The 21950-nt window shown below is 66.5% G+C and carries 25 protein-coding genes and 4 pseudogenes; 7 read left to right on the top strand and 22 right to left on the bottom strand.

Annotated features, from left to right (window positions below):
- Positions 1–342 precede the first annotated feature (342 nt).
- The 3 genes from G7085_RS12030 to G7085_RS12020 all read right to left on the bottom strand — a co-directional run bounded on the left by G7085_RS12030 (position 343) and on the right by G7085_RS12020 (position 2489).
- Entirely contained in the window at positions 343–1506 is a 1164-nt protein-coding gene (locus G7085_RS12030) for a hypothetical protein (protein ID WP_197511135.1), read from the bottom strand.
- Between the two features lie 392 nt (positions 1507–1898).
- Positions 1899–2066, bottom strand: a complete 168-nt coding sequence (locus G7085_RS32615; RefSeq protein WP_331715634.1) for a HigA family addiction module antitoxin — start codon at positions 2064–2066, stop codon at positions 1899–1901.
- A gap of 141 nt (positions 2067–2207) precedes the next feature.
- Complete coding sequence (locus tag G7085_RS12020) at positions 2208–2489, bottom strand: type II toxin-antitoxin system RelE/ParE family toxin (RefSeq protein WP_197511134.1); 282 nt, start codon at positions 2487–2489, stop codon at positions 2208–2210.
- Between the two features lie 1438 nt (positions 2490–3927).
- On the opposite strand from G7085_RS12020, the pseudogene G7085_RS12015 reads away from it, so the two are divergent.
- Positions 3928–5194: pseudogene (locus G7085_RS12015) on the top strand (IS256 family transposase).
- A 50-nt stretch (positions 5195–5244) separates the two neighbouring features.
- On the opposite strand, the gene G7085_RS12010 reads toward G7085_RS12015, so the two are convergent.
- The 15 genes and pseudogenes from G7085_RS12010 to G7085_RS11965 form a co-directional block, all read right to left on the bottom strand.
- The gene (locus tag G7085_RS12010; protein WP_197511133.1) at positions 5245–5496 is read right to left on the bottom strand and encodes a hypothetical protein; all 252 of its coding nucleotides are present in this window, start codon (positions 5494–5496) and stop codon (positions 5245–5247) included.
- 550 nt (positions 5497–6046) lie between these two features.
- A complete protein-coding gene (locus G7085_RS12005; RefSeq protein WP_197511132.1) occupies positions 6047–7426 on the bottom strand; it encodes a phenylacetate--CoA ligase family protein in 1380 nt (459 codons plus the stop codon).
- 292 nt (positions 7427–7718) lie between these two features.
- Positions 7719–8921 (bottom strand): annotated as a pseudogene (locus tag G7085_RS12000) (IS110 family RNA-guided transposase); the annotation flags it as partial.
- A 262-nt stretch (positions 8922–9183) separates the two neighbouring features.
- A complete protein-coding gene (locus G7085_RS11995; protein WP_197511131.1) occupies positions 9184–9531 on the bottom strand; it encodes a hypothetical protein in 348 nt (115 codons plus the stop codon).
- Positions 9532–9691: 160 nt separating this feature from the next.
- Positions 9692–10039, bottom strand: a complete 348-nt coding sequence (locus tag G7085_RS30320) for a hypothetical protein (protein ID WP_331715633.1) — start codon at positions 10037–10039, stop codon at positions 9692–9694.
- Positions 9925–10677: an HAD-IC family P-type ATPase gene (locus tag G7085_RS30315; protein WP_331715632.1), complete on the bottom strand. Its 753-nt coding sequence runs from the start codon at positions 10675–10677 to the stop codon at positions 9925–9927. Before G7085_RS30315 ends, G7085_RS30320 begins: the two co-directional genes overlap by 115 nt.
- A 147-nt stretch (positions 10678–10824) precedes the next feature.
- Entirely contained in the window at positions 10825–11175 is a 351-nt protein-coding gene (locus G7085_RS25790) for a P-type ATPase (protein ID WP_331715631.1), read from the bottom strand.
- 121 nt (positions 11176–11296) lie between these two features.
- Complete coding sequence (locus tag G7085_RS25785) at positions 11297–11668, bottom strand: hypothetical protein (RefSeq protein ID WP_231979449.1); 372 nt, start codon at positions 11666–11668, stop codon at positions 11297–11299.
- Positions 11668–12078 carry a cation transporter gene (locus tag G7085_RS25780; protein WP_231979448.1) on the bottom strand — a complete coding sequence of 137 codons (411 nt, stop codon included), beginning with the start codon at positions 12076–12078 and terminating at the stop codon, positions 11668–11670. The genes G7085_RS25785 and G7085_RS25780 overlap by 1 nt, the downstream gene beginning before the upstream one ends.
- An 84-nt stretch (positions 12079–12162) precedes the next feature.
- The gene (locus G7085_RS11985; RefSeq protein WP_197511130.1) at positions 12163–12372 is read right to left on the bottom strand and encodes a hypothetical protein; all 210 of its coding nucleotides are present in this window, start codon (positions 12370–12372) and stop codon (positions 12163–12165) included.
- Between the two features lie 64 nt (positions 12373–12436).
- Positions 12437–13216 carry a type II glyceraldehyde-3-phosphate dehydrogenase gene (locus tag G7085_RS11980; protein WP_197511129.1) on the bottom strand — a complete coding sequence of 260 codons (780 nt, stop codon included), beginning with the start codon at positions 13214–13216 and terminating at the stop codon, positions 12437–12439.
- A gap of 150 nt (positions 13217–13366) precedes the next feature.
- On the bottom strand, positions 13367–13648 hold the full coding sequence (locus tag G7085_RS11975; protein ID WP_197511128.1) for a metal-sensitive transcriptional regulator: 282 nt from the start codon (positions 13646–13648) through the stop codon (positions 13367–13369).
- A 30-nt stretch (positions 13649–13678) separates the two neighbouring features.
- Positions 13679–14836 carry an HAD-IC family P-type ATPase gene (locus tag G7085_RS25775; protein WP_331715980.1) on the bottom strand — a complete coding sequence of 386 codons (1158 nt, stop codon included), beginning with the start codon at positions 14834–14836 and terminating at the stop codon, positions 13679–13681.
- Positions 14837–14919: 83 nt separating this feature from the next.
- Positions 14920–15738: pseudogene (locus G7085_RS25770) on the bottom strand (HAD-IC family P-type ATPase); the annotation flags it as partial.
- Between the two features lie 563 nt (positions 15739–16301).
- Positions 16302–16451 (bottom strand): hypothetical protein, encoded by a 150-nt coding sequence (locus tag G7085_RS11965; protein WP_197511127.1) that lies wholly within the window; start codon positions 16449–16451, stop codon positions 16302–16304.
- On the opposite strand from G7085_RS11965, the gene G7085_RS25765 reads away from it, so the two are divergent.
- From G7085_RS25765 to G7085_RS11950, 3 genes are all read left to right on the top strand, one after another.
- On the top strand, positions 16409–17194 hold the full coding sequence (locus G7085_RS25765; protein ID WP_231979446.1) for a prolipoprotein diacylglyceryl transferase: 786 nt from the start codon (positions 16409–16411) through the stop codon (positions 17192–17194). The genes G7085_RS11965 and G7085_RS25765 overlap by 43 nt on opposite strands.
- Positions 17195–17298: 104 nt before the next feature.
- On the top strand, positions 17299–17511 hold the full coding sequence (locus G7085_RS11955) for a hypothetical protein (RefSeq protein WP_197511125.1): 213 nt from the start codon (positions 17299–17301) through the stop codon (positions 17509–17511).
- 143 nt (positions 17512–17654) lie between these two features.
- A complete protein-coding gene (locus G7085_RS11950) occupies positions 17655–17849 on the top strand; it encodes a hypothetical protein (RefSeq protein WP_197511124.1) in 195 nt (64 codons plus the stop codon).
- A 500-nt stretch (positions 17850–18349) separates the two neighbouring features.
- Here the strand turns inward: G7085_RS11950 and G7085_RS11945 are convergent, their stop codons facing one another.
- Genes G7085_RS11945 through G7085_RS32610 form a run of 3 tightly spaced genes read right to left on the bottom strand, consistent with a single transcriptional unit; the run spans position 18350 to position 19403 of the window.
- Complete coding sequence (locus G7085_RS11945; protein WP_197511123.1) at positions 18350–18661, bottom strand: YncE family protein; 312 nt, start codon at positions 18659–18661, stop codon at positions 18350–18352.
- Positions 18662–18663: 2 nt separating this feature from the next.
- Positions 18664–19116 carry a YncE family protein gene (locus tag G7085_RS11940; RefSeq protein WP_197511122.1) on the bottom strand — a complete coding sequence of 151 codons (453 nt, stop codon included), beginning with the start codon at positions 19114–19116 and terminating at the stop codon, positions 18664–18666.
- Positions 19113–19403: a YncE family protein gene (locus G7085_RS32610; RefSeq protein ID WP_197511121.1), complete on the bottom strand. Its 291-nt coding sequence runs from the start codon at positions 19401–19403 to the stop codon at positions 19113–19115. Before G7085_RS32610 ends, G7085_RS11940 begins: the two co-directional genes overlap by 4 nt.
- 513 nt (positions 19404–19916) lie before the next feature.
- Here G7085_RS32610 and G7085_RS25760 point away from each other — a divergent pair.
- From G7085_RS25760 to G7085_RS34885, 3 genes and pseudogenes are all read left to right on the top strand, one after another.
- Positions 19917–20420, top strand: coding sequence for a multicopper oxidase domain-containing protein (locus G7085_RS25760; protein WP_331715630.1), 504 nt, complete (start codon positions 19917–19919; stop codon positions 20418–20420).
- Positions 20314–20711: pseudogene (locus G7085_RS32605) on the top strand (hypothetical protein); the annotation flags it as partial. The gene G7085_RS25760 and the pseudogene G7085_RS32605, both read left to right, overlap by 107 nt.
- A gap of 207 nt (positions 20712–20918) precedes the next feature.
- Complete coding sequence (locus G7085_RS34885) at positions 20919–21227, top strand: multicopper oxidase domain-containing protein (protein ID WP_408647208.1); 309 nt, start codon at positions 20919–20921, stop codon at positions 21225–21227.
- A gap of 88 nt (positions 21228–21315) precedes the next feature.
- Here the strand turns inward: G7085_RS34885 and G7085_RS11925 are convergent, their stop codons facing one another.
- Positions 21316–21762, bottom strand: a complete 447-nt coding sequence (locus G7085_RS11925) for a tyrosine-type recombinase/integrase (protein WP_197511120.1) — start codon at positions 21760–21762, stop codon at positions 21316–21318.
- Positions 21763–21950: the final 188 nt, after the last annotated feature.

Here is a 21950-nt window from a genome sequence, read left to right as displayed (position 1 = left end):
GCCGAGTAAGAATCTGTCGATGACGGGACGTTCCCATCAATCGCCCACCATGCAGGTGTCCCGCTCCTCGGAGCGGTCGCGTGCCCGACGCCTCAGACCCGTCGATCTGCGCGAACAGGATCCCGTTGACTAACACTCCACTGGATCACGCAACATTCCGCGACGACTGAACCAACGGATCGTGAAGTGGCACAGGCCGCGCGTCGAAGCTAGAAATAGCGGTCTCTTGTGCACTTCTCTTCGAGGCGGTTGCGAGAGGATCTCGAAGGAATCACCCGTTGACCTCACCCTTCCCTACAGCAAGGCGGGCACCAGTCGATACACCACTCTGCCGGACTCAGCTTAGGCGAGGCGTTCGTTCAGGGCCAGTAGGTAGTAGAGCCCGTGGCTGCGTGCGTCTTGGCGGTTAGCGATCGTCGCTTTCGCTGCCTTGCCGAGCGAAGTGGCTACAAGTCCTGCTCCCGTAGCGAGCGCGGCAGGCTGCGTCAGTTCGGCCAGCGCACCAACTCCCACCTGGAGGAACGAAACGCCGAATGAGGCGAGCCCGCTCCACACTTTTCCGTCTGCAGGAAGCTGCCCCAACAAGTGGGGGACAAAGGCGCTTGCGGACAGGCCGTCGGAGAGTTGCCGCAGCGTGGGCTGCACGTCGTCCTGCCAGAGGTCCTCGATCTCGGTCGCTAGCTGTGGATTGTCTACCGGCCCGGCGGCCAGACGTGCAGACATTTGACCAACGGCACGGCGATAGCGGCCCAGAGGCGCCTCGAGTTCGTTGCGCGCTGCCAGGATGGCTGCCATCGGAGCGTCGGGGAAAGCCGGGAGCCGCGCGGCGAGTCCTGAACCGAGTGTCGCCCTCTTAGTGTGTGGGGTAAGGCTGCTCTTTAGCTCCGGGCGTTCCTCCAATAAGCGCCGCGTGAGTCCACCCATCTGTTCATCGAACATGAGGTGGTTGGTCGGGTCTTCCATGAGTTTCTGAAGGCTCGCGGCGAAATTCTCGGCTGCTTGATCGGCGGGGAGGTTGAAGTCGATTAAGTCGCCTCGGATAGTAAGCAGTCCTGCTTCGGCGGCCTGTTCAAGATCGGGGGCGCCTGCGCGTTCCCACACGCTTTGCATCGCGGTCCCCATGTCAGCGGCGCCCTTGTCCATCATCTGGCGGAACTGGCGCGAAAGAGCGGAGAGCTGACGCGAGCCTTCGGCGCCGAGCCGTCTGCGTCGCTCAGCGCGAGGGAGCGATGTGAGGGAACTCATCAGTTGGAGTTCGCCGCGCAACTTGGTCGGATCTTTCCCGCCGGACAGGTGCTGGAGCGTGGCGTCGTCGAGATTGTTCATGACGTCCAACACGAAGTCTCCTCCCTGCGCGGTGCCGGCGATGATTCCGGCGAGCATCGCTGCGGGTGGCGACAAGAGATCCACTCTGTCGGCGTAGAGAAGGGCGGAGCGGACTAGACGGACCTCATGGCTGAGGTCCAGGCCCTCAGATGAGTTCGTCGCGCCAGTGATGATGCTCACCCGCACGTCGCCCCGGGGCCAGCTACGAGCTTGGCTTTGGCCTGCCTTGCGCGCTGCCGACGTGACAGCCCGTCTCCACCGCGACGTGACATGGTTAGTGGTTCCCTGAAACGGCGGGCACGTACACCGCTTTCGCGCCCTCTGCTGCCAGCAGGACGGGGCTGAAATGTAAGGGCACTTGCGCTGACACGTATCGGAACTCGGATTCGAAGGCGGCGCAGCTCAGAGCGTCTCCCGGACGCACACCCAGTTCGGTCAACTTCGACCATGTCGATTGGTTCATCTTCAGTTGATGGTCAAGCCCGTCACCCATGGGTGAACGCTATCCTCACGCGAGACTGGCGTCTCGGAAACAGCGACAGCCAACGTCCGGTCATGCCGCGCCGAGGACGCTAGACGGCTTGGAGCGGCTGGATCCGGTCGAGTGCGTTGCCGAGGTTGTCCTTCTCGACCTCAAGGTCGAAGCGGGTCTGGAGGTTGAGCCAGAACCTGTCGGTGGTTCCGAAGTAGCGAGCCAGCCGGAGCGCGGTGTCGGCAGTGATCCGACGTTTGCCGTGCACGATCTCGTTGATCCGACGTGGGGGACGCTGATCGCGACGGCGAGCCGGTTCTGGCTGATCTGCAGCGGCTCCAGGAATTCCTCCATGAGGATCTCGCCCGGGTGGATCGGTGGGATCGTTGTTGTCATGGCTGGTACCTCCTCAGTGGTAGTCGACGATCTCGACGTCGGTGGGTCCGGCATCGGTCCAGGTGAAGCAGATCCGCCATTGCTGGTTGATCCGGATGCTGTGCTGTCCGGCCCTGTCTCCGCGAAGTGCCTCGAGGCGGTTCCCGGGAGGCACCCGGAGGTCGTCCAGGATCTCGGCGGCATCCAGCATCACCAGCTTCCGCAGGGCAGCCCGTTCGATGCGTGGGTCGATGCTCTTGACTCGTTGTCGCGACCAGAGCCGTTCGGTTGCCGGGTCCCTGAAGGATCTGATCACTCACCCACTATAACGCATCACGTCATACCCGCACAAACGCCAGGGATTCGCCACCACGCCGCTTCGAGCAAACCCGTAGTGGGAAGTGGTTGTCCGTTGCCGCGGTGGCATCCCGTGGCCCTGCTGCTGTCGGTGTGTAGTGAAGGTGCAGTCAAGGCTTTGCGGCCCTATACCCGTCTGGTGTGGTGGCTCCGCAGTAGGGCGTCGATTTCGTTGAGGTCGACGACTACTCGGAAGCCGTTCTTGTAGCGGGTCAGCTTCCCTCGGCGATACGTCGTTCGAGGGATCGTCTGGAGCTACGGCAGTACTCGGCTGCTTCGAGGAGGGTGGCGTAACGAGGGTGCGATGTGGCGGAAGCCTGCGTGCGGTTCATGGTGGATGGCTCCTCCCGGGCTTGGGTCGTTCTACGTCTCAGCGTGCTCTGCGGACATCCGCGAACTCGTACCCCCTCGTTGCTCCAGGGCTACGTACCCCACCGCCTAATGCGATCTGACAAGCGTTTACAAACGTACCCCTGGCAATGCCGGAGCCGTCTTCCTAGGCCACGTGCATGCGTCTCCGCGGGCTCGCCACGCTTGGCTCATCGGTGCGCGAAGACTTGTTTGGAGCTGACTGGCACCTCGCGTGGGTGATGCGGAACCGGATAGCCCACGGCTACCTCTTGGTCGACATCGTTCGTCGGACCGTGGAGCGCGACGTTCCCTTATCGTCGCGCGTATCCAGAACCGGACGACTTGAGCCTTCCTCTCGACGGTGGGATCGGTCCATGCACTCTCCTGGTGGACAGCCTCGGAAACGTACCCCTGGTCAAAGAATCCACAGGGGTACCTTTGCTGCAACGTGCTCTGGCTAGGCCATTCGAAGGTACCGCCAAAGAGTTATTGCGGGCTTCGTGCGTACGTCCCGAGGCATGCACAACGCCTACGTGACGGCTGGTCCTGGTATCGGTTCAGATGGAAGGCCCGAGTCGATGGTGGCTGGGGCCAGTCGTGTGACGAATGCGGCTGGCCGAGAGGCCACCGATGACCCTAGGCCGGTTCTTGGTGGCGGAGAGCCGCATCAGTGCGGCCCGGATGTCACCTACAGATCTGTCCTGCAGGTGGGGATCAGGTTGCCTGTGTCGGTTCCTTGTCGCTGAAGGCTTCGCAGGAGTCCGCGGATGGCGGGCCACTGCGGTGTGCCGGTCAACGTGGGATTGACTTGCTCGGCCCAGTGCCGCCAACGCCGCTCGTCGGCGGCGTCCCGGTCGCGATTGATGGCACTCTTGGCGAGCTCGGCGACACGCCAAGTGAGCGCGGGGTCTGTCAGGCAAACGGTGTAAGTGGCTCCAGTGCCCGTGAGGGCAGGAGGAGTCATCATGACTGAGAACACCGTCAACACCCTCGAGAAGCTCGAGGTGTCGGCCAGACTGGACGACGTGACCGAACCACCACCTCTGATGCCGGAGGAGCCGGCCGACCTAGACATCGATCAGCGGGAAGCGATCGCGCAGATGGTCCGCCAGGCCAAGGACGCCGGGATCGCGTTGACCGGCCCGGGTGGCCTGCTGAAGACGTTGACCGCGCAGATCGTCGAAGCCGCGCTCGATGAAGAGCTCAACGAGCACTTGGGCTATGACAAGCACGACCCGATCGGCCGCGGCAGCGGGAACTCCCGCAACGGCACCCGGACCAAGACCGTCTTGACCGACAACGTTGGCGCGATCGACATCCAAGTCCCGCGGGACCGCAACGGCACCTTCGACCCGCAGCTGGTCAAGAAGCGCCAACGGCGGTTGTCGGACATGGACGCGATGGTCCTGAGCCTGTTCGCCAAAGGTCTGACCACCGGGGAGATCGCCGCTCATTTCGCCGAGGTCTATGGCACCAGCGTCTCGAAGGACACGATCAGTCGCATCACCGACCGGGTCGTGGAGGAGATGACCACCTGGATGGCGCGGCCGCTGGAGCGCATCTACGCTGCCATCTTCGTCGACGCGATCGTGGTCAAGGTCCGTGACGGGCAGGTCCGTAACCAGCCCTACTACGCCGCGATCGGGGTCGACCTCGACGGGCACAAGGACATCCTGGGCATCTGGCCCGGCAACGGCGACGGGGAGTCGGCGAAGTTCTGGTTCGCCTGCCTGACCGAGCTGAAGAACCGCGGCGTCCAGGATGTGTTCTTCATCGTGTGTGACGGGCTCAAGGGCCTGCCCGACAGCATCGGCAACGTGTTCCCGCAAGCGAAGGTCCAGACCTGTCTGATCCATCTCCTGCGCAACAGCTTCTCGTATGCGTCGAAGCGGCACTGGCCCGAGATCGCGGCCAACCTGAAACCGGTCTACGAGGCTGCTTCGGCCATCGATGCGGAGCGGGCGTTCGAGGAGTTCGCCGAGAAGTGGGCAAGGCCTACCCGGCCATGATCCGGCTCTGGCGGGGTGCCTGGGCCGAGTTCGTCCCGTTCCTGGACTACGACGTCGAGATCCGCAAGGTCCTCTGCTCCACCAACGCGATCGAGAGCCTCAACGCCCGCTTCAGGCGGGCGGTCCGGGCCCGAGGCCATTTCCCCAATGAGCAAGCCGCCCTGAAGACCTTGTACCTGACCGTGAGATCCTTGGACCCAAGGGCACCGGACAGACCCGCTGGGGCATGCGCTGGAAGCCCGCCCTGAACGCCTTCGCCATCACCTTCGCAGACCGCATGCCAGCAGCCAGCACCTACCACTAGAAATCGCCACTTACACCGAAAATCGGACAGTCCCTCATGCAGCTCGCAGGTCAGTGGCGGTGACCGGTGCCGGGCATGCGGTGCATGAACAGCATCATGCCCATGCAGAGAATGCCCACCATCAGTGTGCCTGCACCCGCGCCGCGAGTCAGCGACCACAGACCCAGCGCCACCAAGGGAACGCACATCAGGAGCATGTGCCAGTAGTGTCCCCGGTGCCGCGACGGCGGTCGACCCGCCTCGTCGCTGCCGGTCGGATGAGAGTGGTGGGGTGTGGTGTCGGTGTGCGGGTGGTGCGTCATGGGGACGGTCCTTTCGTGGGCGGTCAGGGGTGGGAGGGCCGATGCGCTTGTTGCTCGCTCGGGGCTTGATCAGGTCGGAGGGCAGCTGTTCGTGGCGCCGGAGCGTGAGTTCGAAGCCCACGCTCCCGAGAAGTGCGCGAAGCTCGGAACCGGTCGCCACGTCCGACGGGGTGACGGTGAGAAGTGACTCGCCGGATGGAACGAGACTCATCGCGACCCGGCGGAGGCCGGGCAGCGCCCGGACGGCCTCGAGCGCGCTCACGAGGCAGCGGTTGCAGGTGAGTCCCCGCACGCCGTACCTGGTCTGGCTGAGCTTCGTCATGGTCTGCTCTCCTCTTCGATCGCAAGCCCATCATCTCCGGGCCGTGTGGAGCGCGGGTATGGTCGCGGTCAAGTTTCCGACAAGCTTTGACGAGCCCCTAGCACCTAGACGACGGGACGCTCTCCGAGAGCGACGACGTTTGCGACAAGGGGCATGCATTCGGAGTGCCGTGCCACGGCTTCGCCTTGATCTGATGCGGACGGCTTCCAGCGCTGCACTGCGCCGCGATCATGAAGGGTGGTGCGGAGGTCCATCCGTCAGCAGTGCTGTGACGAGCGGGGCCTTACCCAATCGTGTGCGGCGCAACTCACCGACTGCGACAACCTTTACTGGGATCGTCTCTACACCAAGATCCCGTAGCGCCTTCTCGATTTCGGCTTTGGCCTCGTGCGGGTCTTCGACCGGGGAGACCAGGCGGACGAGTAGGTGGTCGGAATGCTGTTCTATCTGCCAACCGTTGGGTGCCGAGTTCTGCAGCGCGCTGGCGAACACCACCGGATGGACCCTGATCTCCTCATCGTGGCCGGGCAGTGTCAAGGTGTCTTGGCTGCGCCCATCTACCGATTCAAGCAGGGCGAAAGGGAGGTCGCACGAGCAGTTCTTGGTCGATAGGCGCACACTGTCGGTGAGTTCGTAGCGGATCAGTGGGAGCGTGCGGGAGAACAGGACTGTGACGAGAAGTCGTTCGGAGGGGCTTCCGGCAGGCACCGGCTGGTAGTCGGAGTTGACAGGTTCGATGATGACGAAGTCCTCGTAGAGGTGCCATCCGCCATGCTGGCAGGTCGAGGCGATGCCCGCGGTCTCGGTGGCAGCGTAGGTGTCCACCAGGGCACGCGACCCCCATGCCGACACAGCTGCGGCGCGGGCCGGTGCGGGTAGGACTTCGGAGGCGGCGACGACCTTCTCCGGCGAGATCTGAAGGGTTCCTTCAAGCTGGGCGTTCGCCAGTGGCCCAAGGAGGGAAGCATATGCGACCAGCAGTCGCGGCTGGAACGCGTTGATCTCGTCCACCATTTCCTTCACGGGGCGGTGCGCATCCAACCGCAGGGTGGGAACAATGGCGGATCGGAGGCTGGCTCCGACCACCGCTGACTGGTGGCTGGGGTCGCGGGAACTCACGATCACGGTTCGCAACGGCGCACCGGGGCCGACATGGACGTCGGCCCAGTCATTCACCCGCGCGTAGGAGGCCAATACCGAGGTCCATTCGCGTCTGTTCCAAGCGAACGTCGCACGCGCGCCGGTGGTGCCGCCCGTCGCCGCCAGCCACAGACCACGCCACGCTCGCGCCGGGTCATCGCCGGTGGTCTCGAGATCGTGAAGCCGCCGTTCGACATCAGCCAACCGCAGATCAGGAGACGTGCAGATCCGATCCCAGTGCCGCATCAGGTCCTGCTTGGTGAGCACCGGCAATTCTGATAGCGGCGAGCCTTCCTTTCCGGCCAAGACTTCGCCGTAGTAGGGCGAGTGCGTCCTCGCGTGGTTCAGCAGGCGACGAAGCTGAGCCTGCTGGAACCTCAGCAGCCGCTGCCGATGCCAACGGTCGCGGCGCCGTACCTGGGAGCGCACGACCAGCACTCTGCCGAGTAGGAAGAAATTGGGATTCATGCGGCAACTCGTGCTCCCGTACCTGGTCTGGTTCCTGTTCGCCATGTCCGCACTCCAAACTCGCCTGCTAGTGCCCATGATCAACCGGTGGTGTTGAGACTTGGTATGGCTGTGATCAAGTTCGCGACAAGGCCGGCGCTCGCTGCGTCTGCGGGCTCGTTCTCCCTTCCCGCCGCGCCCCCACTTGGCGGGTCGGCCCGTTGTGTGCCCCTCCGTTGGGGGGTGTCCCTATGTTTCTGTCAAGCAGCGATTGGCTGTGGTGATGGGATGGGGCGTGGAATAGTTCGTGGTGGCGGAGCATGGCGTACATGACGTCGCAGCGGCGTCTCGCGAGGCAGATCAGGGCAGCGTTGTGCTTCTTGCCTTGGGCCCGCTTCCTGTCGTAGTAGGCGCGGGAGACCGGGTCGGAACCCAGGGCGGCGAAGGCTGAGAGGAACAGGGCCCGCTTCAGGTGCTTGTTGCCGGAACGGGAGGGAAACTCGCCTCGGATGCTGGTGCCAGAGCGTCTGGTGACCGGCGCGAGGCCGGCGTAGGCGGCCAGGTGGCCAGCGGTGGGGAACATCGAGGCGTCACCGACGTCGAGGAGGATCCTAGCTGCGGTCCTGACTCCGACGCCGGGCATCGAGGTCAGGACCTCGGCAAGAGGGTGAGCGTTGAGGACCTCCTCGATCTGGGTGGCTAGCGCGGCCCGCTGCGCCCTGGTGGTTCGCAGCGATGCGGCCAGTTGGGCAGGACCTGCTCGGCGGCTGCGGTGCCGGCAACGATGACGCTCTGCTGCGCCAGTGCCTGCCAGATCGCGTCGGCGAAGGTCTGCGCGCCTCGCGGGTTGGCCTTGGTGATGACCCGCAGGAGCCTGGCGCGGGTCGTGTTGCTGATGGTCTGGGGCCGCCGAACTGCTCCAGCACGGCCAGCCCCTGCTTGGTGTCCAACTTGGGTCCGACAACGCGTTCGAGCGCGGGATGGATCTGGGTCAACAGCCCGCGGATCCGGTTCGACAGGCGGGTGGCCTCGGCTGCGAGGTCCTCATCGAAACCGATCAGGACCTTCAACTCGGCCAAGGCTTCCTCGCCGAGATCGACACGGCGGAGGGTGTGGGGCATGGTCCGGGCAGCGTCAGCGATGATGAATGCGTCGCGGGCGTCGGTCTTGGCGTTGCCAGGATGCAGGTCAGCGATCCGGCGCATCGCCAGCCCGGGCAGGTAGGCAACCTGGATCCCCATCGAACGGGCGACGGCGATCGGTAGAGCGCCGATCGTGTTGGGCTGGTCCACGATCATCAGGACCCGGCCCTGGGTCTGCAGGCTGGCCAGCAACTCTTCCAGACGTGCCTGATCCTGCGGCAGGGCCTGTCCAGGATCTTCTTCCCGGCTGTGTCGAGGGCGCAGGCGTGGTGGGCCTGTTTGCCCACGTCGAGCCCGCACCAGATGTCGAAGCCAACATCGTCTTCCATGATGGTCACCATCCCTCCAACTCTGGTCGGCGGTCGTCGGGGCATGTGGTGTTGCGTCAGCTGCCGCACCCACGTCTACGTTGAGACCTTCACAAGGCCGTGTCCCTATCAGCGGTCAGCTGGCGCTACCAGGCCCGGTGACAACACCCCCGGATCATCGACGACAGGGGCAGTAAGTCATGCCGGGCCCGGCGACCGTAACCCCAACTTAGGGGCCTCTACCAAGGTAACGGGGCGGTGCCGTCGGCAGCCGGTGCACCGTTCGGCACGGCCGGACGGGCGATACGGGGTGTTCCGGGAGTGTTGTCTACCGCGTCACAGCGACGAGACGCGGCCGGCCGTCCTCCCTAACATCGGTCGACGTGGTGGAGTCGGTCACCACCCAGTCCATGGTTGAAGGATCCGCTTCGGCGCGGACCGCCGCGGTGGTGGGGGTTCCGGGAGGCGAGGGTGACGTTGACCAGCCCGAGGACCGTGACCAGGCCCCAGGCATGTGCGCCGCGCGGGGCGGGCGGTGCTGGATGGAGCCCAGGGCCAGCAGGGCGAGGCCGGCCACGAGGGCACGCAGTGCGGCGTACCACAGCAGCGGGGCGTCGCGCAGCCCCCATTCGATCACGACGAAGCACGCCGCCCAGGCCGCGGTGATCCACAGCATCCGCAACGGCTTCGGCCCCGGGCCACCGCTCCGGCCGGCGAAGCGGTGCTGCCAACAGGGACGTCCACGCCAACCCCGTCAGCGGGTCCCGGCCGGGACTGGTGTGATCGGTTCCTGGACCGCGCGCTGGGGCGCGCCCGGGGTTTGTTGCGCGGGCAGCCTAAGCCGCTTGAGCAGCAGGGCGTTGAGCGTGACGATGACCGTGGAACCGGACATTGTCAGCGCCGCGATCTCGGGACGCAGCATCAGACCGAAGGCGGGGTAGAACACCCCGCAGCGATGGGCAGCGCGAGGACGTTGTACCCGATCGCCCAGGCCAGGTTCTGCCGCTCTTTGCGCACGGTGCCCCGCCGATGCGTAGCGCGACGGAGACGTCCAGCGGGTCGGAGCGCATCAGGACGATGTCCGCGGTCTCGATCGCCACGTCCGTACCGGCACCGATCGCGATGCCGATGTCGGCCTGGGCGAGGGCCGGGGCGTCGTTGACGCCATCGCCGACCATCGCCACCGTCTTGCCGGCCTGCTGCAGCTCGGTGACCTTCTGGGCCTTGTCCCGGGCAGGACCTCGGCGATGACCGTGTCGATGCCGAGTTGCTCGGCGATGCGCAGTGCTGTGGCCTCGTTGTCGCCGGTGAGCATCACGACCTCGATCCCGGACTCGTGCAGGGCCGCGACGGCTGCGGCCGCCGTGTCGCGGGCGGCGTCGGCCAGTGCGATCACACCCACCGTGCGTCCGTCCACGGCGACCAGCACCGCAGTGCGCCCCGAGGCGGCCAGCTCGTCGCGCCGCTGGCCTAGGTCGCCGAGGTCGATGTTCTCCCTGGTCATGAGACGCAGGTTGCCGACTAGGACCCGCCGGCCGTCCACCGTGGCCATGGCACCGTGCCCGGGAACGTTGAGGAACTCGCTCACGCTCAGCACCGGCACGCCGCGCGCAGCGGCATGGCTGTCGATGGCTCGAGCCAGCGGGTGCTCAGACTCGCGTTCGACGGCGGCGACCAGGGCCAGCATCTCCTCCTCGCTCATGCCGACAGTGATGACGTCGGTGACCTCCGGCTCGCCCTTGGTCAGCGTGCCGGTCTTGTCCATCACCACCGTGTCGATCTTTGCCGTCCCCTCCAGGGCAGTGGCGTTCTTGAACAGCACCCCCGCTTGGCTCCGAGCCCGGTGCCCACCATGATCGCCATCGGTGTGGCCAGCCCCAGGGCGTCGGGCAGGTGATGACCACCACGGTGATCGCGAACAGCATCGCCGTCGGCACGCCGGCGCCGGCGAGCATCCACACGGTGAAGGTCACGGTGCCGCCGATGAGGGCGACGAACACCAACCAGAACGCCGCCCGGTCGGCCAGACGCTGTCCGGGGCCTTGGAGTTCTGGGCCTCCTGGACCATCTTCACGATTTGCGCCAGCGCGGTGTCCGCCCCGACCTTGGTCGCCCGGGCCCGCAAGGTGCCGGTGGTGTTGATCGAGGCGCCGATCACCGCCGCGCCGGGCGCCTTCTCCACCGGCATCGATTCTCCGGTGACCATCGACTCATCGACCTCGGACTCGCCCTCCTCCACGACTGCGTCGGTGGGGATCTTCGAGCCGGGCCGTACCAACAGCAGATCGCCGACGGCTACCTCGGCGGTGGGGACCTCCACGGGCTGGCCGTCACGAATCACCACGGCCAGGGAAGGGCCAGCTGCAGCAGCGTGCGTACCGCGTCGTTCGCGCCGCCGCGGGCTCGCATCTCCAACCAGTGCCCCAGCAGCACGAACGTGGTCAACACGGTGGCCGCCTCGTAGAAGACCTCACCACCGCCGGTGAGGGTGACCACCAAGCTGTAGAGCCACCCAGCCCCACGGCGACCGCCACCAGGACCATCATGTCCAACGTCTTGGCCCGCAACGCCCGGTAAGCGCCGTCGAAGAAGATCCACGCAGAGTAGAACACCACCGGCAGCGAAAGGAGCAAGGTGAAGACGTCGTCGCGCAGCCCGAACGCCAGCGGCGGGTTCAGCCCCAGCACATCACGCCCGAGCGGGGACCAGATCGTGATGGGGATCGACAGGATCAGGGCAACCAGGAACCGGTTGCGCATGTCGCGGGCCATGTCCTCCATCGTCCCGCCACCGTGGTGCCCGCCGTGGCCCATCACCGCCTGCGCGGAGCGGTCAACCTCATCCGCATCGCCCCCGTGACCGGTGTGCCGGGCATGGGCGTCATCATCATGCGCCACTTGCCCTGCATGGGCGTCGTGCCCGGCCTGCCGCGTGGGGCATCGTGCCCGGTGTGGGCGTCGGTCGGCGCCGGTTCAGACATGGGGTGGCACATGTGGTCGGGCACCGATTGTCCGGCGCAGTGGTAGCCGCACTCGTTGACCCAGCCGACAAGCTGGGCCACCGACGTCGTGTCCGGGTCGTAGGTGACCGTCGCTGTCTGGGACACGGCGCTGGCCTGGACGGCGAGCACGCCGGGGCGTTCGCGGAGCGTTTTTTCGATCACCGGTTCAGAGGTGGCCCAGTGCAAGCCACCGACCTCCAGGACAGTGGTCTGATTCTTCATGATTCGGTCTTCCCTTCCCGGCCTGTGGCCGATAGGCGGTGCATGGACGGGGCCTGGCGGGATGCTGGGCCACCTGCTCATGTCTCAGGCCGTCGTCGCCCGGACCGGGTCGGGCAAGAACTCCCGGAGCATGCCTAGGGCCTCATCCGTCATCGCGATGGATTCGGCGCCGTCGGTCACGGTGCCGGCCAGGGCGCGGATGGCATCGATGGTCTCGGGGACGACGATGGCCTCGTTGTAGACCTGATAGGTCAGGTAGGCCTCGTCCCCTCGACGGTCAGGACGTCCTCCCACACTCCGACTTCCCACATGTCCCCGCGGGGCCGGCCGATGTCGCGCATGAGCTCGACGGTGGTGTTCAGGGCTGTGAGGCCGTCGGCCATGCGGATGAACGCGATTCTGGGGCCGCACGCAGGGCATCAAGGACCTCCCCGCGGCTGGCGGGCCGGGTCAGCTGGAGGGTCCAGTAGTGGTTGTGGGTCTGGGTGTGCGCCGCCTTCGCGGCCATGGTGACCACGTCCAGGTCAGGCAGGACCGTGCGGGCATCTGGGCCCTGGTGGGAGGGGATGGAGGCCTCGGGGACCATCGTGTTCATGATGCCGTCCTGGTGGGACTCGCCCGGGTCGGTGGCCCGCCGGATCAGGACCCCGCGGGCGCGGACGAGGAGGTCGGCGTCCTGCAGCGCCCCGAGGACGCGCACGATGCTGGTGGTGTTGCACGAGACCACCCGGGTGGCGTCCCGGCCCAGCGTGGTGGCGTAGTTGGCCTGGGCGACGAAGGAGTGCCCGGTGGTGGTGTGGGACTCCCCGCCTTGGAAGACGGATTTGACCCCGGCGGCCTGGTAGGCCTGCAGGTTGGTGGCGGCGACCTTCTTCGGGGTGGTGTCCACGACCACGTCGACCTGGTCGAGCAGGTCCTCCAGGATGCCCACTACAGGTACCCCGGCCGCTCGCATCGCGGTTCCCGCGTCATCGGTGGCCGCGAACACCTCGATGCCGCGTCCGACCGCGCTACGGATGCGCCAGTCGGTGGCGACGTCGGCCACGCCGACGAGGTCCATGTCGGGCATGGCCCGGATGGCGTCCGCGACCCTCTTGCCGATCACTCCGTAGCCGTTGACGGCAACCTTGATGTTCATGACAGCCTCCTGTGCTTGTTTCGTGCCGTGGTGTTCTGCGAGTTATTCGCGGTCGTCGTTCTGTTCGGCCGTCGGGTTGCCGCGCGTTCTTCTTCCCGATGCTCTCCGCCCGCCAGCGGGGCCGGGGGCGAAGTCAGGGGAGGGGCTTCCTCAGCTGCGCAGCAGGCGCCCGATCGCTGCGGAGACCTCCTGCACCTTGGCGTCGTGGAGCTGGCGGTCGCCGGACTCGACCGCTTCGGCGAGGCAGTGCTGCAGGTGGTGTTGGGTGAGTTCCAGTGCCACCGAGCGCAGTGCGCTGTTGACGGCCGAGAGTTGCGTGAGGGTTTGTATGCAGTACGTGTCCTGGTCGACCATGCGGGAGATGCCACGGATCTGGCCTTCGATGCGGTTGAGCCGGTTGATGAGCGCGTGCTTGTCGTCGGTGCTGGCCATGTCGATCCTACCTCCCGCATGTCGACTCGGTTAGTGGCCGGAGTGTGGGCCGTGCGCGGTGGCTTCGGGTTGCGGGTGCCCGTAGCGGTGGGGGTCCGCGTCAAACGCTGCTGCGCAGTGCGTGGAGCAGAAGTAGAACGTGTTGCCGTCATGGTCGCGGGTGGCGGCGGCCTTTGCGGGCTGTACCTTCATCCCGCAGACGGGGTCGATGTGGGTGGGGGTCTTCTTCTTGCCGAACATGGTGGTGTCCTTTTCTGCGGTGGTGGTGGCGGCGGATACGGTGCCGCCGATTTCCACGACGGGCGTCGTGGCGTGCCCGGTCGGGCCGGGCTCCGGGATGGGGCGGGGCGTCCAGCCTCGCAGGCGGTTGGCGTTGGCGACGACGGACAGGGACGAGAGCGCCATGGCGCCGGCGGCGATCATCGGGCTGAGCAGGATCCCGAAGAACGGGTACAGCAGGCCGGCCGCGATGGGGATGCCGAGGGTGTTGTAGAGGAACGCGAACACGAGGTTCTGTTTGATGTTGCGCATCGTGGCGCGGGACAGGTCCACTGCCGTGACGACACCCGAGAGGGCGCCGGAGATGAGGGTGACGTCGGAGGATTCGATGGCCACGTCGGTGCCGGTGCCGATCGCGGAGCCGACGTCGGCTTGCGCCAGTGCGGGGGCGTCGTTGATGCCGTCGCCGACCATACCGACGACCTTCCCCTCCTCCTGGAGGCGGCGGACCTCGGCGGCCTTGTGTTCGGGCATCACTTCGGCGACGACGCGACGGATTCCGACCTGCGCCGCGATCGCCGCGGCCGTGGCCCTGTTGTCCCCGGTCATCATGATCACTTCGATGCCGCGGGCCTGGAGGGCCGCGACCGCGGCCGGGGATCCTTCCTTGATGGTGTCGGCGACGGCCACCACCCCGCGGCGCGGCCGTCGACCGCGACCAGCATCGGGTCTTGCCGTCGGCGGCGAGCGCGTCGTGCAGGGGAGCAAGGCCTCGTCGATCACTCCGCCTGCTGCGAACAACCGGCGGTTGCCGACGAGGACGTCATGTCCGTCAACCCGGCCGCGCACGCCCTGCCCGGTGATCGAGTCGAAGTCGTCCATGTCGGGCACCGAGATACCGCGCTCGACGGCGCCCGCGACGATCGCGGCGGCCAGCGGGTGCTCAGAGCTCTTCTCCAAGGCGGCCACCCAGCCGAGCAACTGGTCCTCGTCGTGGCCCCAGCGGCGGCGACGTCGGTGAGGATAGGGACGCCCTTGGTGATCGTGCCGGTCTTGTCGAGGATGATGGCGTCGAGCTTGTGGGCGGTTTCGAGAGCCTCGGCGGATCGGATCAGGATGCCGTGCTCAGCACCCTTGCCGGTGCCGACAGTGATCGACATCGGCGTCGCCAAGCCGAGCGCGCAGGGGCAGGCGATGATCAGCACCGAGACCGCGGCGACGAGCGCGAACACGAACGCGGGCTGAGGGCCGAGCAGGAGCCAGATCGCCAAGGTCCAGACGGCGATGATGATGACAGCGGGGACGAAGTAGCTGGAGACCTTGTCCACCAGCCGCTGAATGGGGGCCTTCGAGCCCTGCGCCTCGCGGACCAACTTGATGATCTGGGCGAGCATCGTGTCGGCCCCGACGTGGGTGGCCTGGTAGCGCAACGCGCCGGTGGAGTTGATCGTCGCGCCGATCACCGGATCGCCCACGGTCTTGGTCACCGGCATCGATTCGCCGGTCACCATGGACTCGTCCACGGCCGAAGACCCCGAAATCACCTCACCGTCGACGGGGATCTTCTCGCCGGGCCGAATCAGCACCACATCCCCGACCTCAACCTCCTCGACCGGGATCTCAACCTCGCTGCCCAGGCGCAGGACCCGGGCGGTACGCGGCTGGAGGCCGATGAGTTTGCGGATGGCCTCGCCCGTGCCCGCCTTCGCCTTCGTCTCCAGCAGGCGGCCCAGCAAGATCAAGGTGATGATCACGCCAACCGCCTCGTAGTACACCTGCTGCAACTCCGGAGGGAGGATCTGCGGCGCGAACGTCACCACGAGGCTGTAGCCGAAGGCGGCCACCGTGCCGAGCGTGATCAGCGAGTTCATGTCAGCGGTGCGGTGCGACAGCGCCCGCCAGCCCACGCGATGGATCGGCCAGCCGGTCCACAGCATCACCGGCGCAATCAGCGCCAGCTGCAGCCAAGGGTTCATCAGGAACTCCGGCACCCAGGCCGCCTTGAACAGTTCGACACCCATCACCGCCACCAGCACGGGCAGCGTGAGCAGCGCGCCGCCGAGCACTCGCCGCGTGAGATCCCGGATCTCGGCGGCCCGCTCCGACTCATCATCGTCATTGTCGGAGACGAGCCGTGACGCGTTCGCGACGGTGCCCGGCGTGGCCGCTTCCGCTGCCGCTGCGTCGGGCTGGGCGAGGGCAGGTGGAGTCTCCGGCACAGCACCGGTGACCCGGATCAGGCCCGAGACCATGTTCATCCACAGGCGAACCGGTACTCGCCGGCAGCCTCAGGGGTGAACTCGACGGCCGTGGTCCGGAACGCCGGCAGGCTCGCATTGATCTTGAAGTCCGGCATCACCACCCGCGATGTGCATTCACCACCTCCCTGCGGTCGAACAGGATCCGCACCGGAACACCGGGACGCACCCCTCGATCACCCGGGACTGTAGCCACCATCGACGGTGACCTCCACCACCTGCACCCCGTCCTCGACGTGCACGCTCCCAGCCTTCTTCGGACCGAAGAAGAACCACAACAGCAATGCAGTCAGCACTCCTGCGCCGACCAGAACAAGCCAAACCATCACGCCACCTCACTCGAAAGTTCATACCCTGGGGGGTATACAGCGAGACTACGGCGGGACTATGCGAACCGCAATGGGATTCGATCGAGGTTCGATCAAGATCCGTGCACTGGTGCGAGGGGGCAGAGCCTGCGGCGGATCTTGACCGAATCTTGGCCGATCCCGGTCAGGCGCTTGACGCAGATCGGTCAGCGTGGAGTCAGTGGCGCGGCTGCGCGTCCTCCGTGATTCGACGACGGGAGTCGACTGTGTGGCCTGAGTTGTTTTCGGTGTTCGGTGTGGGGGTCCAGTCCTATGGACTGAGCAAGGCGCTCGCGCTGCTGGCGGGTGCCTACCTGCTCGGCCGGTCCTTCCAACGGATCGGATACGACAAAGAGTTGGCCCACTCGATCGCGCTGTGGGCCACAATCTGGGGCTTCGTCGCCGCCAAGGTGTACTTCCTCATCGCCAACTTCCAACACCTGTCCTGGCACATGCTCGGCGGCTCCGGCTTCGTCTGGTACGGCGGCCTGATCGGCGGAACGCTCGCAGTGGTCGTCATGACCCGCCGGCACGCGCTGTCGCTGCCGAAGGTCGCCGGCGCGATGGCTGCTCCGCTGTCGGTGGCCTACGGCATCGGTCGGATCGGCTGTTTCCTTGCGGGCGACGGTACCTACGGCAAACCTACGGATCTCCCGTGGGGATGGCCTTCCCAACGGCGCGGTCCCGGTCGACGTCCCGGTCCACCCCGCCCAGCTGTATGAGGCGGCCGGGCATTCTTGATCGCGGGCGTCCTGTGGGCGCTGGGACGCCGCGTCGGCCCGCTCACCATGTTCGGCGCCTATCTCGCCTGAGCGGAGCGGCCAGGTTGCTCGTCGAGTTCGTCCGGATCAACAATCCCATCCTGTTCGGCCTCACCGAGGCGCAGGTGCTCGGCATCGTCAGCATGCTCGCCGGCACCGCCTTGATCGTCCGGGAGGCCCTGCACGGGCCCGCTCCAGTCAGCGAGGATGAGGAACCGGCACAGGCCGGGACCGAAGCGCCGATCATGGCCGCGTCCACGACGAGCCCGGCGGCCTGACGCGCCGCCGACCCTTGATCGAAGCCGGGTCGAGGCTTCACCGAATCCATACCTGCCGGCGGGAAGATGGTTGTGGTGGCTCTCGTGCCGCCGCCCGACAAAAGGAGACCCCACATGACCCCACGAAGAGGATCGCGGCCCTCGTGGCCGCCGCTGCCGCACTGCTCGCAGTGACCGCCGCACCTGCGGGCGCCGAGGAGTCCACCGGACGCCACTTCGCCGAGCACGTCCGCATGCACGCCGCCGACATGGGCTTCAGCGGCACCCAGAACCCGGCGTCATGCACCAGGGGTTCTCCGGCTGGGGCGCCCACCACAACGGCTAGGACGCACGCGTGATGGACGCAACCCCCGAGGAAGTGATGGCTCCGGCGGAGCCTGCCGGCGAGGGAGCGCGCAGTCTCCTCGGCACGGCTTGGGCGGGCGCCCGCGCCACCCTCGGCGCGCTCATGGGGCTCGCCCCCACGTGATGCACCACGTCGGGTTCCTGGCCGGTGCAGCGATCCTGACGGGGTTCCTGGGCAACGCCGTGTTGTACGTGGCGGGCTGCTGCTGAGCATTCCCCTCCTCCGCCGCATCCACCGACGCTTCGCCACCTGGAAGGCGCCCGCAATCGGTGTCGTGATCTTCTCGACGTTGTTCCTCTTCTCCACGCTCGTCCTCGGCCCCTGTTCAACCCCGAACCCCGAAGCGGGGAAGAGCCCGCCGCACCGGCGCCTTCAGCGACGCCAGCAGCGGAGGAACACGACGGTCACCACGAGTGATCAGCCTTTCAGGCACTCCAACACAAGCGAACCGCACCCCGGCGAATGGCCGGGGTGCGGTCCACGTTGCCCGAGCTAACGCGCGATCGGGGATCCGTCAGTGCTCGTCGTGGCCGGCCCCGGTCGCGGTAGCGTATTCCGGCACGCTGATCTCGACGGTGCCCGGCCCGGGGCCGGCGGCAGCGGGCTGTAGCTGATCCCGTTGGGCTTGTCGCCCACGGTCACCGTCGCCATGGTGGCCTTCACGGTGAGGTCGATGACCGAGACCGTGTCGTCGTAGAGGTTGGTGACCCAGGCTCGCTGCCCGGTGGGCTCGATGACGACACCGTGCGGCCCGGACCCGGCTTGCACGGTGGACTCGACGGTCATGGACTCGGGGTCGATCATGGTCACCGTGGTGCCGGGCGTGTCGTCGGTACCTTGGTCCGCCGAGAGCAGCCGCGTCCCGTCGGCGGTGAGGTAAAGCTGCACCGGGGCGCCGGGACCGCAACCGATCCGATGACCTGTTGTTCCGCGAGGTCGACTTTCACCACCGAGCTGGACCCGATGAGGGTCACGTAGACATATCTTCCGTCGGCGCTGACCGCCACCTGAGGTGGCGAGTCGCCCACGGGGATACTGGCGGCCACCGCGTTCGTAGCAGTATCGACGACGTCGATCGCGCCGGCCGTGGTGTTGGCGACGACCACGGTTGACCCGTCGGGACTGGCCCGCAGCCCGTGCGGGCCAGCGCTCAGGTCGATGGTGGCACGCAACTCGAGCGAGTCCGCCTCGTAGACGCTCATTGTGTCGTCGCCGGCGTTGGTGACATACACAGTCTCGCCGTCCGGTGTGACGATCACGTGCGCGGGACTCGTGCCGGTGGGTGCCGTCCCCGCAGTTCGTAGGTCTCCGCATCCAGGGCCACGAGTGCGTTGTTGTGTCCGCTGACGGCCCAAACGGTGCTGCCATCGGGGCTCACCTGCACGTTGTGCGGGCTCTCGATTCCTGTCACAGTCGTGACGACCTCGCCGGTGGCGGCGTCCAGCGCGCTGAGCGAGTCCCCGTCCTCGTTGGCGACCCATACGGTGCCGTCGACGGACGCGATCTCCAGCGTCGACCCCGAGGCGGTTGAGTCCTCAGTCGCCACGGTTGCGCCATCTTCTGTCGCCGCTCGCTCCAGTGTTGTCATGCCGGAGTTCGGGTCGGTGCCCTCGCCTTGGCCGCAGGCGCTCAACGCAAGGGCCACCGTGGCGAGGACGGTGAGGGTCGCTGGGCTGCGCCAGCTCCGTTTGGTGATGCGAATCACTGACTTTCTCCTTGTTCTTCGTGAAAAGTCCCGCGATCACTGTGCGCGCACCGGATCTGGCCCGGGTGCGGATTCGGTGAAGATCCCGTCAAGATCCTGGCATGTCCCTACCCACGGAACCTTGACCGTTCCTGAACATTCCACGCTTGGATGAGGACGATACCCAGGGGAGTATTGGCTCATGACCGCTTTGAACCGCCGCCACCTGCTCCTCGGCGCCACGGGCATCGCCGGGCGGGACTCCTGTCCGCCTGCACGAGCCCCTCGAACAAGCCCGGCACTCCAGCGCCCGGCTCCGGTGCCTCTCGCTCGTACCCGGCCCCTTCGCTCGCTCCGGCGCCGGGGCGTTCCGTCGTGCAGCAGGCGTTGACACCGCGGCCGGTCACGCTCGACCTCGGCGGCCTGACGGCGAAGACTTGGGCGTACGACGATTCGAGCATGGGTGTGCTGCGCGGCACGGCCGGAGACCTGTTCAGGATCACCGTCGACAACCAGTTGCCCGCCTCGACCAGCGTGCACTGGCACGGCGTCCGACTGCACCACGCCGCCGACGGCGTGCCGGGAGTGACGCAGGACCCCATCGAGCCCGGCACGAGCTTCACCTACGAGTTCGTCGCACCGGACCCCGGTACCTTCTTCTTCCATCCGCACTCCGGCGTCCAACTCGACCGCGCCCTGTATGCACCCCTGATCATCGACGACCCCGACGAACCGGGGCCTATGACGACGAATGGATCGTGGTCCTCGACGACTGGACCGACGGCGTGGGCCGGGGCCCGGACGAGATCTTCGAGGATTTCGCCGCGGAGAACGGCCCGGTCTCGATGGGAATGGGCCACGGGAACATGCGCGACATGAGACACGGGGCATCCTCGCCCTGGGGGACGCCGGCGACGTCGACTACCCGCACTACCTCATCAACGGACGCGTACCCGAAGCCCCCGCAACCTTCGAAGCCAAGCCGGGACAGCGCATCCGCATCAGGATCATCAACGCCGCCTCGGACACCATCTTCAAGCTGGCGTTGGGGGCCACACCATGACCGTCACACACTCCGACGGATTCCCCGTCGAACCCGCGGACACCGCAGCCCTGTACATCGCAATGGGAGAGCGCTACGACGTGACGGTCACCCTGCGCGACGGGACCTTCCCGCTCGCGGCACGGCCCGAGGGCAAGACCGGGACCGCCCGCGCCGTCGTTCGGACGGCCTCGGGCGACGCGCCCTCGACGGATGCCCCAGTCCCGGAACTCGACGGCGACGCCCTGCTCGGGACGCAACTACGCGCCGCAGCGCAGGCGCGCCTGCCAGACGGCGAGCCCGACGACACCTTCGACGTGGAACTCAACGGTCAGATGGACCCCTACGGCTGGGGCATCAACGGCCGCAAGTTCGGCGACCACGAACCACTCGACGTGAGCCCCGACCGGCGCGTCCGGATGCGCATGACCAACATGACCATGATGGCCCACCCCATGCACATCCACGGCCACACCTGGGGACTCCCGGGCAGCGGAGGCCTCCGCAAGGACACCGTGCTCCTGACCCCCATGCAGACCATCGAACTCAACCTCATCACCGACAACCCCGGCGAGTGGATGCTGCACTGCCACAACATCTACCACGCGGAAGTCGGGATGATGACGACGATGCGCTACGCCTGACGATCGATCAACCGCGCATCTCCGCGGCCCGTAGTAGGCAGGAATGGTGAATCAGAAGCCCGTGAGCGTAAGAGCTCGCGCAGAGGGATCAGTCGTCACTGGGGAGCCGGGCTTGATGCCCACGTGACTGGAGCAGAGAATCGATCATGGCAGCACCCGACTTGTCCCGCTCAAGTTCGGGCACTTGGTACAGGTTAGCCATTGCCGCCGTTGTGTGACCAAAGCGGCGTTGCACCTCACGGTCAGTCATGCCTGCTTGCTTTGCGAGAGTGGCAGCGGTTGCCCGGAGATTGTGCAGGGTGAGCGTCGGACGGCCGATCTGCCTGGCAGCGCGCCGGTGCGCTGCTGCCAGCACCGTCTCGTTCATGATCTTGCCTGTACGGCGGGCCGGGAAGAGCAGCTCGTCGGGTGCGAAATTGTGGTTCTGGACCCAAGGCCGGAGGTAGTCCAGCACTGCGGCGGGTAGGTAGATGACGCGCTTCCCAGCCGGAGTCTTGGTGTCTGTGTAGTCGCGCTTGTACTCGCCCTCGGCCACCTGTTCCCGTCGGATGGCCCGGCGACTCGGATGAAGCCCTGTTCCACGTCGAGATCGCGCCGACGCAGGCCACGTACCTCCCCAGATCGGAGGCCACCCAGGACGGCCACTGCCAGGGCTGGGCGGTAATATTCCTCCACCGCTTCGAGGTACGGCCCAATATCGCTTGCGCTGAGCGCCTCAGCTGC

Origin of the sequence: Tessaracoccus coleopterorum (genome assembly GCF_011174705.1) — a bacterium.
Taxonomy (GTDB): domain Bacteria; phylum Actinomycetota; class Actinomycetes; order Propionibacteriales; family Propionibacteriaceae; genus Arachnia; species Arachnia coleopterorum.
This window is presented reverse-complemented; position numbering and strand designations above follow the sequence as displayed.